General features: G+C 65.9%; 13 protein-coding genes. 7 read left to right on the top strand and 6 right to left on the bottom strand.

The annotated features are described in order from the left end of the window. Window positions 1–295 precede the first annotated feature (295 nt). A complete protein-coding gene (locus tag ASG86_RS17520) occupies window positions 296–802 on the top strand; it encodes a hypothetical protein (RefSeq protein ID WP_156386215.1) in 507 nt (168 codons plus the stop codon). 1 nt (window position 803) lies between these two features. Here ASG86_RS17520 and ASG86_RS17515 read toward each other — a convergent pair whose 3' ends face one another. Next, on the bottom strand, window positions 804–2,288 hold the full coding sequence (locus tag ASG86_RS17515) for a helix-turn-helix transcriptional regulator (protein ID WP_056337340.1): 1,485 nt from the start codon (window positions 2,286–2,288) through the stop codon (window positions 804–806). A gap of 176 nt (window positions 2,289–2,464) precedes the next feature. Between ASG86_RS17515 and aceA the strand changes: the two genes are divergently transcribed. Both aceA and aceB read left to right on the top strand, forming a co-directional pair. Beyond that, window positions 2,465–3,781, top strand: coding sequence for an isocitrate lyase (gene aceA, locus ASG86_RS17510; RefSeq protein ID WP_056337336.1), 1,317 nt, complete (start codon window positions 2,465–2,467; stop codon window positions 3,779–3,781). A 251-nt stretch (window positions 3,782–4,032) separates the two neighbouring features. Then, window positions 4,033–5,685 (top strand): malate synthase A, encoded by a 1,653-nt coding sequence (gene aceB / locus ASG86_RS17505; RefSeq protein ID WP_056337333.1) that lies wholly within the window; start codon window positions 4,033–4,035, stop codon window positions 5,683–5,685. 269 nt (window positions 5,686–5,954) lie between these two features. Here aceB and ASG86_RS17500 read toward each other — a convergent pair whose 3' ends face one another. Then, complete coding sequence (locus tag ASG86_RS17500; RefSeq protein WP_056337331.1) at window positions 5,955–7,151, bottom strand: MFS transporter; 1,197 nt, start codon at window positions 7,149–7,151, stop codon at window positions 5,955–5,957. Between the two features lie 142 nt (window positions 7,152–7,293). Between ASG86_RS17500 and ASG86_RS17495 the strand changes: the two genes are divergently transcribed. After that, entirely contained in the window at window positions 7,294–8,253 is a 960-nt protein-coding gene (locus ASG86_RS17495; protein ID WP_056337328.1) for a D-2-hydroxyacid dehydrogenase family protein, read from the top strand. Between the two features lie 13 nt (window positions 8,254–8,266). Then, window positions 8,267–8,800 (top strand): GNAT family N-acetyltransferase, encoded by a 534-nt coding sequence (locus ASG86_RS17490; RefSeq protein WP_056337325.1) that lies wholly within the window; start codon window positions 8,267–8,269, stop codon window positions 8,798–8,800. Between the two features lie 31 nt (window positions 8,801–8,831). Here the strand turns inward: ASG86_RS17490 and ASG86_RS17485 are convergent, their stop codons facing one another. Continuing rightward, window positions 8,832–11,000 (bottom strand): amylo-alpha-1,6-glucosidase, encoded by a 2,169-nt coding sequence (locus tag ASG86_RS17485; protein WP_056337322.1) that lies wholly within the window; start codon window positions 10,998–11,000, stop codon window positions 8,832–8,834. Window positions 11,001–11,058: 58 nt separating this feature from the next. Beyond that, the gene (locus ASG86_RS17480; RefSeq protein WP_056337319.1) at window positions 11,059–12,120 is read right to left on the bottom strand and encodes a glycosyltransferase family 4 protein; all 1,062 of its coding nucleotides are present in this window, start codon (window positions 12,118–12,120) and stop codon (window positions 11,059–11,061) included. Window positions 12,121–12,333: 213 nt separating this feature from the next. On the opposite strand from ASG86_RS17480, the gene ASG86_RS17475 reads away from it, so the two are divergent. Next, window positions 12,334–13,032, top strand: coding sequence for a DsbA family oxidoreductase (locus ASG86_RS17475; protein WP_056337316.1), 699 nt, complete (start codon window positions 12,334–12,336; stop codon window positions 13,030–13,032). 35 nt (window positions 13,033–13,067) lie between these two features. Continuing rightward, the gene (locus ASG86_RS17470; protein ID WP_056337314.1) at window positions 13,068–13,718 is read left to right on the top strand and encodes a TetR/AcrR family transcriptional regulator; all 651 of its coding nucleotides are present in this window, start codon (window positions 13,068–13,070) and stop codon (window positions 13,716–13,718) included. A gap of 7 nt (window positions 13,719–13,725) precedes the next feature. Here the strand turns inward: ASG86_RS17470 and ASG86_RS17465 are convergent, their stop codons facing one another. Continuing rightward, window positions 13,726–14,388, bottom strand: coding sequence for a LytR C-terminal domain-containing protein (locus ASG86_RS17465; protein ID WP_056337311.1), 663 nt, complete (start codon window positions 14,386–14,388; stop codon window positions 13,726–13,728). Continuing rightward, on the bottom strand, window positions 14,381–14,680 hold the full coding sequence (locus ASG86_RS17460) for a type II toxin-antitoxin system VapB family antitoxin (protein WP_026264985.1): 300 nt from the start codon (window positions 14,678–14,680) through the stop codon (window positions 14,381–14,383). The genes ASG86_RS17465 and ASG86_RS17460 overlap by 8 nt, the downstream gene beginning before the upstream one ends. Window positions 14,681–14,684 lie beyond the last annotated feature (4 nt).

Raw genomic sequence — 14,684 nt, 5'->3', positions numbered from 1 at the left:
TTTGACGCTAACCACAGAAACGCCCGCTCACCTCTGGCGCTAACCACAGAAACGCCCGCTCACCTCTGGCGCTAACCACAGAAACGCCCGCTCACCTCTGGCGCTAACCACAGAAACGCCCGCTCACGTTTGACGGCCATTCCCCAAACGCCCGCTCACTTTCTTCAGGAAAGTGAGCGGGCGTTGAGTCAGCCTGCACGCGGTCTTTCCACATACGGTTCTCGGGGCGTAGCTATCCGGTCGCTTCCTCCTTAGCGTTTGATCCGACCGAAACCCCAAGCAAACGAGGAACAAAGTGGCACGGAAGCAGGGCCAGCAGGCGGCACGAGCGAACCATGTGCGGAACCAACCAGGAGACCCGTTCAAAGCCGCCACCGGAAGAGTGACATTTCCTTCATCCGGCAACGTGCGGGAGTTGGAAGCCCTGGCACCGGCCTTTATCGAGTGGTACGGCCGGCACCAATTCAGTGCAGACATCGAGGAGGTGCTGGAGAGCCTGACACACTTTTTCCGCTATTACCCCGAGTTCGATGGAAGTCGAACCATCACTGCCCTTGAACCAGCGGAGGTGATTGCAAAGCTGACGACGCTCATGACGCATGCCCTCCTCGATGGCGTCATGGCCACCTACTCCCTCATGCGGCTTCTGGGCTTCCTCCGGGATTCCGGCCGATGGTCCGGCAGCCAGGAATCCTTCCAGACCGTGCACGGCATCTTGGAGGACATTTTGCACTCCGAGGTGCAGGTGGTAATTCGCCATCGGCCAATTACAGACCATGCCACCACCGGAACCGCTGAGTAGGTCAGTTCCCCGAGTGCGCCTGCAGGAAGCTGTACACCTCGGTTTCGTCCACGCCCGGGAAAGCGCCGGGGGGCATGGCCGCCAGCAAGTGCGAATGCGCACGGGCCGAGGGCCAGGCGTTGCCGGCCCACTCGCTGGCGAGGGTGGCCGGCGGCCGCTTGCAGCACGTGGGATCCGGACAGTTGGACGTGGCCCGGGCGGTGGTCTCCCGCCCGCGGAACCACTTCACGTGCTGGTACGGCACCCCGATGCTCAGCGAGAACTCCCCACTCGCAGACCGCTCAGTGCGGGCGGTGCACCAGTAGGTGCCCGACGGCGTATCCGTGTACTGGCTGTACGCGCTGAACTTGTCCGCGACGTCGAACACGGCCCGCGACGTCCATGCCTTGCACGACGGCTGGCCCTCGATGGCGCCGGTGTGGTCCTGGGGAAAATTCACGCCGTCGTTCTCATACGCCTTGTAGATGATGCCGCTCTGGTGTGTCTTCTGGAAATGCGTGGTGATGCCCAGGTGCTTGGTGGCCAGGTTCGTGAACCGGTGCGCTGCGGTCTCATAGGACACGGCGAACGCGTCCCGGATGTCCTCCACCGCGATTTCCTTGGCTGCCTTGGCTTTTTGCAAAAATTCCACGGTGGCCTGCTCCGGAAGCAGCAGGGCGGCGGCGAAATAGTTGGTGGCCACCCGCTGGGCCAGGAAGTCCCCGTAGTTCTTGGGCGTCTCGTGACCCAGGACGTAGTGACCCAGGGCCTGCAGCAGCACCGAGCGGGGGTCGTGGTCCTGCCGCTGGCTCTGCGTCAGGTAAATTCTGCGGTTCTTCAAATCCGTCACGGAGCGGGTGGAATGCGGCAAATCACCCACATGGTGGAGGGTGAACCCAAGGTGCGCGGCGATGTCCGCAATGACATGCTGGCTCAACGGTCCGGTGGTGTACCCCACCTCCTTAAGGACCTTCTGGGCCTCGGCCTCGTACTCCGGAAAGTAGTTCCCCCGCTCCCGCATCATGGCCCGCAGTTCACCATTGGCGCGGCGGGCTTCCTCAGGGGTGGCCACCTGCTCGTTCATCTTCCGTTCGAGCTCATGCAGCAGCCCCACCTGGGCCTCCAGCACATCCAGCGGAAGCCGTGAACTGATGCGGATTTTGGGCAGGTCCAGGGATTCGTACAGCGGGCCGCGCTGGTAACGCTCCAGCTCGATTTCCAGGGCAGCGCGCCGGCTCGGCGGCTCGGCGCCAAGCAACTGGTCAATGCTGACGTTGAGCGCCCCCGCGAGGTGCTGGAGCAAGGTCAGCTTGGGCTCACGCTTGCCGTTCTCGATCAGGCTGAGCTGGCTTGGAGCGGTCCCGACGGCGGCGCTCAGGTCATCGAGCGTCAGCCCGGCTTGTTTGCGCAGATGGCGGACGCGGCGGCCCAAGGCGATGACGTCCAGTTCCGCCGCGTCGGTGGACGGCGGCTGGGAAACGTCCCTGTTCCAGCTTGAAGGTGACATTTCTGAAGAATACGTGAAGAAGTGCGTTTCTTTCCAGAGGTTTCATCTAGAAAGGGGCTTGAAAGTGCTGAAAAGTAGTGGCTACGGAAAGAAACACCGCACCGGAAAAGCCGGTGGGAACCTCAACGACGCGGTTCCCACCTACTCCCTCCGGAGCTCAATCAAGGAGATCAACGATGACTGCAGCATTTGAGCCCACCCAGCAGACGCCCGAACAGCAGGCCGCCGCCCTGGAGCTCGAGTGGGCCGCCAACCCCCGCTGGGAAGGTGTGACCCGGGACTACTCAGCCTCCGACGTCGTCCGCCTCCGCGGCCGCGTCTCCGAAGAACACACCCTGGCCCGCCGCGGTTCGGAGAAGCTGTGGAAGCAGCTCACCGAAGAGCACAAGGAAGGCAAGTACACCAACGCCCTGGGCGCCCTCACCGGCAACCAGGCCGTCCAGCAGGTCAAGGCCGGCCTGCGCGCCATCTACCTCTCCGGCTGGCAGGTAGCCGCGGACGCCAACAACTCCGGCCACACCTACCCGGACCAGTCGCTCTACCCGGCCAACTCGGTTCCCACCGTGGTCCGCCGCATCAACAACGCGCTGCTCCGCGCCGACCAGATCGAATTCTCCGAGGGCGTGCAGACGGTCGAAGACTGGCTGGTCCCGATCGTTGCCGACGCAGAGGCCGGCTTCGGCGGCCCGCTGAACGCCTACGAACTCATGAAATCCATGATCCAGGCCGGCGCCTCCGGTGTTCACTGGGAAGACCAGCTCGCCTCGGAAAAGAAGTGCGGCCACCTCGGCGGCAAGGTCCTCATCCCCACCCAGCAGCACGTCCGCACCCTGAACGCCGCCCGCCTGGCAGCCGACGTCGCCTGCACCCCCACGGTCGTCATTGCCCGCACGGACGCCGAGGCCGCCACCCTGATCACCTCGGACGTCGACGAACGCGACCAGGAATTCATCACCGGCGAGCGCACTGCCGAGGGCTTCTACAAGGTCCGCAACGGCATCGAACCCTGCATTGCCCGCGCCAAGGCCTACGCCCCGTACTCCGACCTCATCTGGATGGAGACCGGCACCCCGGACCTGGAGCTGGCCCGCAAGTTCGCAGAATCCGTCAAGGCCGAGTTCCCGGACCAGATGCTCTCCTACAACTGCTCGCCGTCGTTCAACTGGCGCAAGCACCTGGACGACGCCACGATCGCAAAGTTCCAGCGCGAGCTCGGCGCCATGGGCTTCACCTTCCAGTTCATCACCCTGGCCGGCTTCCACGCCCTGAACTACTCGATGTTCGACCTCGCCCACGGCTACGCCCGTGAAGGCATGAGCGCCTACGTCGAGCTCCAGGAAAAGGAATTCGCCTCCGAATCCCGCGGCTACACCGCCACCAAGCACCAGCGCGAAGTCGGCACCGGCTACTTCGACACCATCTCCACGGCGCTCAACCCCAACGCCTCCACCCTCGCACTGGTCGGATCGACCGAAGAGGGCCAGTTCCACTAACTTCCCGCCCAAGGTGAGCCGTTCGCTTCGCTCACCGGAGAGGCACGACGGCGGCACTCACCTGAGAGTGTCGCCTGGCCGGGAGGGGGAATCCGGAAGCGTGCGTAAAAGGGGCCCCGTCCCCGCCATCGACCGAGCTCTGCGAGGTCTTAGGGCGGGGACGGGGAATAGCACGCGGAGGATTTCCCTTCCCGGCCCCACCTTGGCAAGTCCCGCCGTCGAACTTCCCTTTTGTCTTTAAGGAGACTGAGATGAACAGCTTTACTGACAGCTTCACGATCAATGGCATTACCCTGACCGCCCAGCCGATTTGCCGGCAGGACGAGGTGCTCACGCCGGATGCACTGGCCTTCATTGCAAAGCTGCACCGGGCCACCGCTGAGCGCCGGCAGGAACTGCTGCAGGCACGGCGGACCAGGCGGGCTGACATCGCCGCCGGCGCGGATCCCCGGTTCCTGCGGGAGACCGAGGAGATCCGCAACGATCCTTCCTGGCGCGTGGCTCCCCCGGCCCCCGGCCTGGAGGACAGGCGCGTTGAAATCACCGGCCCGGTGGACAAGAAGATGACCATCAACGCCCTGAACTCCGGTGCCAAGGTGTGGCTCGCGGACATGGAGGACTCCTCCACCCCCACATGGCGCAACGTCATCAAGGGCCAGCTGAACCTCACCGACGCCCTGGAACGCCGGATCGACTTCACTTCCGAGGAGGGCAAGGAATACAAGCTGCGCCCTGCCGGGGAACTGCCCACCATCGTGGTGCGTCCCCGCGGCTGGCACCTGCCGGAGAAGCACATGCTCATCGACGGCCAGCCAATCGCCGGTGGCATCGTGGACTTCGGCCTGTTCTTCTTCCACAACGCCCGCCGCCTGCTGGCCCAGGGCAAGGGTCCGTACTTCTACCTGCCCAAGATCGAGAACCACCTCGAAGCCCGGCTCTGGAACGACATCTTCATCCTCGCCCAGGACCTGCTCGGCATCCCGCAGGGCACCATCCGCGCCACCGTGCTCATCGAAACCATCACCGCAGCCTTCGAAATGGAGGAAATCCTCTACGAACTGCGCGACCACGCTTCAGGCCTGAACGCCGGCCGCTGGGACTACATCTTCTCCCTGATCAAGAACTTCCGCACCCGCGGGCCCCGCTTCGTCCTGCCGGACCGCGGACAGGTGACCATGACCCAGCCGTTCATGCGCGCCTACACCGAACAGCTGGTCCGGGCCTGCCACAAGCGCGGCGCCATGGCCATCGGCGGCATGGCCGCAGCTGTTCCCAACCGCAAGGACCCTGAGGCCAACGCCAACGCCCTGGAGAAGGTGCGTGCAGACAAGACCCGCGAGGCCAACGACGGCTTCGACGGTTCCTGGGTGGCCCATCCCGACCTCGTGCCCGTCTGCCGCGAGGTGTTCGACGCCGCCCTGGGCAGCAAGCCCAACCAGCTGGACCGGCTCCGCGAGGACGTCACTCCCGATGACCGCGCCCTGATCGACGTGGCCGCCACCACCGGCACCATTACCGAACAGGGCATCCGGAACAACATCGAGGTGGGCATCCGCTACATCGAGTCTTGGCTGCGCGGCAACGGCGCGGTGGCCATCCACAACCTGATGGAGGACGCCGCCACCGCCGAGATCTCCCGGTCCCAGCTCTGGCAGTGGATCTACGCCCGGGCCATCACGGACCACGGCGAGATCATCAGCCACGAGTGGGTCGAAGAACTGCTGGATGAGGAATTCGCCCGACTGGAGCGCTTCGACGGCGACCGGTTCGAGGACGCCCGGGACATCTTCGAAGAGGTCACGCTCAGCCGCGAGTTCCCGTCCTTCCTCACCCTCCCCGCCTACGCCCGCTACCTGACCGAGGCCCGCGAGAAGGCCACCGTGGAGGAACTGGCTGCGGCCTGACACGCAGTAGATTTCCGTCCGCCGGGCCGGCACGCCCTCCGCAACAGGCCCCCCGAAATCCGGGGCGCCGGTCCGGCGACGGAGCACGCACCACACGCCCGCTCAGTTGATGCGGGAAGACACGGGACGCCCGCTCACTATCCTCAGGAAAGTGAGCGGGCGTCGTCGTAATTGTTGCGATAAGTGAGCGGGCGTCGTCGTAATTGTTGCGATAAGTGAGCGGGCGTTTAGGAAACGCCGGCGGGTAAGGTTCGACGGCGGGAGGGGCCCTAGCGTCCTTTCGGCACCTTCCGCACGGACAGGGTGGTGGCGGCGAAGAAGGTGAGCACCGAACCCAGGACCAACAGCAAGGGCGCGGTCCAGGACCCTGAAGCGTCATGGACAAAGCCCACCAGCGGAGGGGCCACGGCAGCGAAGCAGTAGCCCACCCCCTGAACGGTGGCGGACATGCGCCCTGCCGACGCCTGGTCGCGGGCAAGCTTGATGATCGCGATGAAGATCAGGGTGATCCCGCCCCCTTGGGCAACACCGCCAAAGGCCGACCACAGCCACCACCACCCAGGCGCCAGGAGAAGGCCTGCCGGAACAGTTGTCCACAGCACGCCCAAGGTGACCGCCACCGCCGTCGTACTCATGGAGCGGGCCACCAACGGCACGCCCAGTCCGCCCACAATGGCGAGGATCTGGAAGAGCGAGGAACCCGCGCCTGCCGCAGAGGCTGACATGCCCAGCTCGTCGTTGAGGTAGCTCGGAAGCCAGGCCGTCACCGCGTAATAGGAAAATGCCTGCCCGGCGAATCCGGCGGTAAGCCCCGCAGTTATCCCCGCCGAACCCTGGACCGCGGCCTGCCGGATTTCACCGCCGTCTCCGTCGGGCTCAGGCAGGAACGCAGTCCGCGGCCCCACCGCCAGGATCCAGAAGACAATCGCAGCCCCCGCAAGCACTCCCACCGACGCCAACGCGGTCCGCCAGCCAACGGCTTCGGCCAGCGGTGCGGTGACCACGGAGGTCACGAACGAGCCGATGTTCAAGGCGGCTGTGTAGATCCCCATGGCCGCACCTTGCCGCCGGGGTGAGAAGTCGCGCCGGATGATGAGGGGAACGGCGATGTTCCCCACGGTGATGGCCAGGCCAATCACCACCGTGCCACTCACCACCAGCCCGGGACCGCCCGCGGATCGGACCAGCACCCCTGCCAGCACACCCAGGATGGTGAGGGTCACCGCGAACTCCGCCCCGAACTTCCTGGCCGCCAGGGACGCCAGCGGAGCCGCGAGCGAGAAGCAGAGCACGGGAATGCTGGTGAGCAGCCCCAGGACCACGGGCGAAAAACCCAGGTCCGCCTGCATCAGCCCAACCACAGGGGCCACCGCCACGAACGGCCCCCGCAGGTTCAGTGCCAACAGTCCTATGCAGGCGAGAAGGATCCAACTGCTGGGAAGGCGGGCCAATTGGCGGCCGCTCACGAAGACCGGCCGGGAAAGAGAGGTGAGTTCATCACTCCCATTGCTATCACGCCCGGCGTCCCAGGAGTTTCAGGCGCCCTGCCCGCCGCCCCTGCCATACGATGAACGTGACCAAGGACTCAGGACACCGCGAAGGACAGCCATGACGCACCGCCTTGCCATCCTCGACGACTACCAGGACGTGTCCCATGGCTTCGCCGATTTCGCGGCCCTGGAAACGGCAGGCGTCACGGTGACGTCCTACCGGGAGCCCTTTGCGTCCCCCGACGCCCTGGTGGCGGCGCTGGCGGACACCACCATGGTCATCGCCATGCGCGAGCGGACGGCGTTCCCGCGGGAGGTCTTCGAGAAGCTGCCGGCGCTTGAGCTGCTGGTCACTACCGGAATGGCCAACGCCTCGATCGACGTGGCCGCCGCAACCGAGCACGGGGTGACGGTGTGCGGCACCCCGGGCTCGCCCACCGCCGCGCCGGAACTGACCTGGGCCCTGCTGCTTGCCATCGCCCGGCATCTGCCGGCGGAGGAAAACTCCCTCCGGGCCGGTACGTGGCAGTCAACGGTGGGCGTGGAGCTGGCCGGGAAAACCCTGGGCATCGTGGGGCTTGGCAAGATCGGCCGGCGGGTGGCCGCATACGGGCAGGCGTTCGGCATGGACGTCGTCGCGTGGAGCCAGAACCTCACAGCCGGCGCTGCCGCGGAAGCCGGCGCCCGGCTGGTGTCCAAGAAAGAGCTCTTCACGGTCGCGGACGTCGCCACCCTGCACCTGCGGCTCTCCCCGCGGTCGGAGAACACCGTGGGTGAGGCCGAACTGCGGCTGCTGGGCCCCGAGGGCATCCTGGTGAACACAGCCCGCGGGCCGCTGGTGGACCAGGATGCACTGATCAAGGCGCTCAACCAGGGCTGGATCCGCGGAGCCGCCCTGGACGTCTTCGACCAGGAGCCGCTGCAGGCCGGGCATCCTCTTCTGGCCGCACCGAACACCGTCCTGTCCCCCCACCTGGGCTACGTCACCCAGGAAAGCTACCGCCAGTTCTACGGCGGGGCCCTTGAGGACATCACCGCGTGGCTCGCCGGCTCCCCCATCCGGACCATCACCGCCTGACCTGGAAGTGCGCATGACCCACACCATCCGTAAAGCAACAACGGACGACGCCGGCCCGCTCGCCGCGCTGGCGGCCGTCACCTTTCCGCTGGCCTGCCCGCCGTCGTCGTCGCCTGCCGACATTGCCGCCCACCTGGCCAACACCCTCAGCGAGGAACACTTTGAGGAGTACCTCGCGGACCCGGACACCACCATCCTGGTCATTGACGCGGACGGGCAGCTCAACGGCTACAGCCTGCTGGTGGACCGGCCTGCGGCGGATGAGGACGTGTCTTCCGTCCTGACCCTGCTGCCGTCCGTGGAGATCAGCAAATGCTATGTCCACCCCGACTACCACGGACTGGGGGCCGCCGCCGAGCTCATGCACGCCAGCCTGGCGGCGGCTGCAGACTCCGGCGGTGCCGGTGCCTGGCTGGGGGTCAACAGCCAGAATGCCCGCGCCATCCGCTTCTACGAAAAGTCTGGCTTCCGCAAGGTGGGCACCAAATCCTTCCGGCTGGGCAGCACGGTGGAGCACGACTACGTGCTGGAGCGTCCCCTGCCGTAAGCGGTACAGCCCCTCGGTGCCGCCGGGCCCGTCAGTGCAACCGGCGGGCGTCCATCCCGGCCGCCACTCCTTCCACCGGGTAGGCCAGCGGCGGCCGCGGTTCGGCCAGGAGCTTCAGTCCCGGGGGAAGGCCGTCAATGGTGCCGGTGGATCCGGCGGCGCTAATGGTCACGCGGCTGGTATCCAGCAGCACGTTCTCCGCCCGGAAACTTCCCACGGTCTCCGGCAGGATCGGTGCCAGGTGCACTACCCCGCGGGTAAAGACGGGGTCGAAACGCAGCAGGATCCGCGCCAGCTGCACCGGCGCCGCCGCTGCCCAGGCCTGTGGTGAGCACGCGGTGGGATAGGGAACAGGCCCGGGGAACTCGCCGCGGTCAAACCCGCAGAACAGCTCCGGCAACCGGCCGTCGAAATGTTCGGCAGCATCGAGGACGCCCAACGCCACCCGTTTGGCTTCGTCCACGAACCCGTACCGCATCAGGCCGGTGGCCACCAATGCCGTATCGTGCGGCCACACCGAGCCATTGTGGTAGCTCACCGGGTTGTAGGCGCCCATGTCGGACGCCAGGGTCCGGATGCCCCAGCCCGTGAACATCGTCGGGGACATCAGGTTCTCCATGACGGATTCCGCTTTGTCTTCGTCCACGATGCCGGTCCACAGGCAATGCCCAATGTTGGAAGTCAGCGCATCAACGTGCCGCTTGTCCTTGTCCAGCGCCACCGCGAAATAGCCCTTGTCCGGCAGCCAGAACCTCTTGTTGAACTCCTCTTTGAAGGCCGCCGCCTTCCCGGCCCAATGCTGTTCCAGGCCCGAATCCCCGCTCCAGTGGGCCAGCAATGACCTGCCAAGGTAGGCGGAGTAGACATAGGCCTGGACCTCGCAGAGCGCGATCGGTGCTTCCGCAATGGTGCCGTCAGCGAAGTTGATCCCGTCCCAGGAGTCCTTCCAGCCCTGGTTCACCAGCCCATGGTCGTTGGGCCGCTGGTATTCCACAAAGCCGTCGCCGTCGCGGTCGCCGTACTTCTCGATCCATTCAAGCGCCCGGTCCGCGTGCGCCAGCAGCGGCTGGATCGCATCCCGGGACAACCCCCACCGGCTCAACTCGCCCAGGGTGGACACGAAAAGAGGCGTGGCGTCCGCTGTCCCGTAATACGCCGTGCCGCCCAGCGACAGCCCGGCGGTGACACCCAGCCTGACCTCGTGCGGAATACGGCCGGGTTCCTCCTCGGAATCGGGGTCCACTTTCTTTCCCTGGATTCCGGCCAGGGTCTGCAGGGTGCCCAGGGCCAGGTTGGGGTTGACCATCAGGCTCATATAGGACGTCAGCAGCGAATCCCGCCCGAACAACGCCATGAACCAGGGGGCACCGGCGGCAACCGCGGCGCGGTCGGGATGATGCGCATCGAAGATCCGCAGGGCGCCAAGATCACTCTGGCTCCGGTTGAGCACGTTCTGGAAGCTGGAGTCCTCGATGCTGATCCGGGGAAGGTTCTCCTCCCAGGCCAGGTGCCGCCGCACGCCCTCGCGGTGGTGCGGCAGTTGGCCTTCCTTGAAGGGCTTCTCCGGCGCTTCCCCGTTAACCAGCGGCACCACGATCACGCTGGTGGCCCATTTGCCCCTGGCCGGGACGGTGATCCGGAAACGGAGGCCATCCGTGCCCACCTCGGCACCCCGTGCCCCGATGGCGGAACCCCGCTGCTGGCCATGACGGGATGCTTCAATAATGAGCTTTCCGTCCACCACGGTGCGGGTGGTGTCGTCCGGGCCCGTGGTGCGCCCGCCCTTCACCTCGAACAGGTCAGCCTGGTCCGCATCGACCAGGAGTTCAATGTCGCACTCGACGGCCTCAGCCGCATAGTTCTGCAGTGTGATGTCGTCCTGCAGGCCGGGTCCAATGTGGCGGACCTGACGGACCACCAGGGGACTGTCGAACCGGCCACCCGGCCAGGTGGCACGGCCCACGAAAGTTGCCTCGAACGGATGGGGCCGCTGGGCTGACAACGGCTCCCGCAAAGACCCGTTGATGCGCAGCACCCAGCGGGAGATGATCCGGGTGTCCTGGTAGAACGCGCCGTTCGTCCCGGCGTCGGGACTGATGTCACCGGTTCCGGCGGAGATGCAAAACGAAGACCCCTCCAGGACGGTGACGGCGCCCACGTCGGAGCCGGAGGCTTCGTTGTCTTCGTTCCAGGCGGTCATGGAAGGACTCCCATCTCAGGCGGAATGCTGCCGGGGAGCCGAAAGCCCGCCCGCCCCCTTAACGATTTTGGTGCACGGGCGCGGCATCCGGAACCCCTCCCGGCAATCTGCCTGCCAACAGATCGTCAAAGAGCCTCAGATGCTGGGCCACCATCCGTTCCGCACTGAATCTTTCCTCCACCGATGCCCGGCACCGTTCCCTGCTCAAGCCGGCGGCTGCCTCGACGAAGCCGGCCAAATCCTCTGTCTGCCCCAGGAAACCTGTCCGGCCGTGCTCCACAATCTCGGGCGCGGAGCCGATCCGAGTGCCAATGACGGGGGTCCCTGTGGCCAGCGCCTCGATCATCACCAGGCCGAACGGCTCGGACCACTGGATAGGGTTCAGGAAGGCCATCGCCTCGCCCATCAGCCGGTACTTGGTGGCGTCATCCACTTCCCCCACAAAGTCCTCATTGGGGCCGAGCATCGGTTCGATGACGTCGCGGAAGTAGCGGATCTCGTCGGGTTCCCGCATCTTGACGGCAATCTTGAGGTGCATGCCCACTTCCCGTGCGAGGTTTATTGCCTCGAGCAGGCCCTTGTCGTGGCATGCGCGCCCGACGAAGCACAGATACCCGCCGCGGCCGCTCCCCACCGGGACGGCGGAAACGTCCATGCCGTGGTGGATTACCTGGGTTATGGGAACCTCCGGAGCGTGCGACGCCTGGTCCCGGGAGATCGCCACGATCGCCACGTCCCGGGCCATGGCCCGGTACAGGTCCTCTGCGTCCTTGTGGAGCGGCCCATGGATGGTGGTGACCACGGGGATCCTGGCCGGACGGCGGACATAGAGCGGACCGGCCAGCGTATGGTCGTGGATGATATCCACATCCCGCAGCCCGTCGTAGGCCCGGATGACGTGGCTGAGTTCGGACATGGTCAAGCCAAGCTCATCCCGCGACGCGGGCCGCATGCCCGGCACCAACGGCAGTGGACAGGTGCTGTCCGAAGGGGCCGCGAGCAACACCTCGTGTCCGGCGGCCGCGAAACCGCGCGCAAGTGTGTCCACCACCCTTTCGATGCCGCCGTAGGTCAACGGCGGAATGGGAATCCAAGGTCCGGCAATAAGTCCAATTCGCATATCTGGCCTCCAGGGAACGGGGCCTGAGCTCCCCAGCCGCCAGGCACATACCACCGCGGGGCATCGTTGTCCCGTGGTGTACTAATTCGTGGGCGTCTGCATCACCTAACTCCGACTATTACCCGCGATTGGCCCCCGCGACAAGACCCGGATGTGATGGATGTCATGCCGCACCAAAGGAATCCGGATCCGGGCAGGCAGGTTGTGCAAGGCATGAAGATTGAGATCTGGTCAGACGTCGCGTGCCCGTGGTGTTTCATTGGCAAGCGCCGGTTCGAGGCGGCCCTCGCAGCATTCCCGCACCGTGATGCCGTTGAGGTGGTGTGGCGGAGCTACCAGCTGGACCCCACACTTCCGGAGCACTATGACGGGACCGAACTGGAGTACCTGAGCAGCCGCAAGGGCATGCCGGCGGGGCAGGTTTCGCAGATGTTCGAGCACGTGGCGCAGCAGGCCAAGGGCGAGGGCCTGGACTACCACTTCGACAAGGTGGTGGTGGCCAACAGTTTCACCGCCCACCGCCTGATCCACCTTGCCACGGCGCATGGCAGGCAGGACGCGGCCAAGGAGCGCCTGCTCAGCGACCACTTTGAGCACGGCAGGGACATCGGCAGCCGGGACTACCTGTCCTCCCTCGGCAAGGACCTTGGGCTGCCTGCCAACGAGGTGGATGAACTCTTCACTTCCGACAAGTACACGGACGAGGTCCGGTTCGACATCCAGGAGGCCCGGGGACTGGGAGTCAGCGGCGTGCCGTTCTTCGTGATCGACCGCAAGTTCGGACTCTCCGGCGCCCAGCCCACGGAGACGTTCACGGCCGCCCTGAACCAGGCCTGGCAGGATGCCAACCCGCTGGTCCTGGTCAATTCCGGTGACGGGGAGGCCTGCGGCCCTGACGGCTGCGCGGTATAACATCTTTTACTGACACATCGCGGTAAAGTGTCTGTATGCCCAGGATTTCAGCGGCCAGCAACGCGGAACAACGAGCGGACACCCAGCGCCGCATCCTCACCGCTTTCGGCGAACTTCTCTTCACCCATGGCCTTCCAGGGCTGACCATGACCGACGTGGCCCGGCACGCGGGTGTGGGCCGCACCGCCGTCTACAACTACTATGCGGACATCGAGGAACTCCTCATCTCCTACGCCCTGGATGAGACCGAAAAGTTCCTGTCCGACCTGCGCGAGTCGCTGGCGCGCCTGGAGAACCCGGTGGAGCGGCTGGCCCTGTACGTCCGCGCCCAGGTGGTTGACCTCAGCCGGCGCCATCTCCCGCCCGGACCTGCCATGGGGGCGGTGCTGTCGCCGTCGTCCTTTGCCAAGCTCTCCGACCACGTCGGTGAGCTCAGCGTCCTGCTGCAGGGCATCCTGCGTGACGGCATGGAGCAGGGCTACCTGCCGGTGGCGGACGTGGGCCAGCAGTCCCAGTTGATCCTGGGCACCCTGTCCTCCAGTGCGGCGAGGGGCAGCGATGAGCCCGCCGAGCTGGAGGCCCGGGTGGCCAGGACGGTGCGCTTCATCCAGTTGGGCGCGGGTGCAAGGTTCGACGACGACGGGCGGCCCATCCGCCTGGCACAGCTTCCCGCAGTGGCCGGCTGAGCAAGGGTCAGGCAGCAGGGGTAACGGGCAGTTTGTCCGTGTCCGCTGCGCGCCGGCTTTCCCGCGGGCAGCTGAGCTTGCCGGGCGTCTGGTCCACCAGGTCCGGCGGGACGAGCGCCTTGTAGTCCTGCGCCAGGATCAGGTCCACGCTGGCATCGGTCCTGCCGTCCTGGAAGTAGTCGGACCCCGGCGCATTGCGCTGCACGGTAAACGCCGCCGATTGTCCGGCCGCCCCTGACACCACGGCGGCCACACCCCGGTAACCGGCGTTGATGTTGGAGACATTCCCCACCACGAACTTCCGTGCCAGCAGCTCGTCCGCGACTGTCCGGGCCAGCCCGGGCCTGCTGGTGGAGTTGTAGACGTTGAGGTTGATCTTCTCGTTGGGCGTGTAGTCGAACATCGAGGCAGGGCAGGATGACACCGGCGTTGGGGCGGGCTCGGCGGCGGGTATCCGCAGCCGGCCGTTGATGATGGCCAGTGCAACGATGATGCCTGCGGCGATCAGTCCCGCCAGGAGGACCAGCACCACCCCGTGCAGCACGCGGCGCCGGACCCGGGCAGTCTCATCGGCATCCGCTGCCGCTTCCATGGCGGCCCGCAGCTCGGGGCCGGAAACTACATGGTGGCCGTGAAGGACACTGGGGTCCACCGGCCGCTTCCTAGCCATCGAGCACCAGGACCCGGGCGTGGATCGCGGTGCGCTGGTGCAGGGCGGTCCGGACTGCCCGGTGCAGGCCGTCCTCCAGGTAGAGCGTCCCCTGGTACTGCACCACGTGCGGGAACAGGTCCCCGAAAAATGTCGAATCCTCCGCCAGCAGCGCTTCCAGGTCAAGGGTGCGCTTGGTGGTCACCAGTTCGTCCAGCCGGACCGGTCGCGGCGGCAGCGACGCCCACTGTTTGGGGGTGCTGTAACCATGGTCGGGGTAAGGGCGGCCCTCGCCCACAGCTTTGAATATCACCATG

The sequence above is a fragment of the Arthrobacter sp. Soil764 genome, from assembly GCF_001428075.1.
In the GTDB taxonomy this organism is placed as follows: domain Bacteria; phylum Actinomycetota; class Actinomycetes; order Actinomycetales; family Micrococcaceae; genus Arthrobacter.
This window is presented reverse-complemented; position numbering and strand designations above follow the sequence as displayed.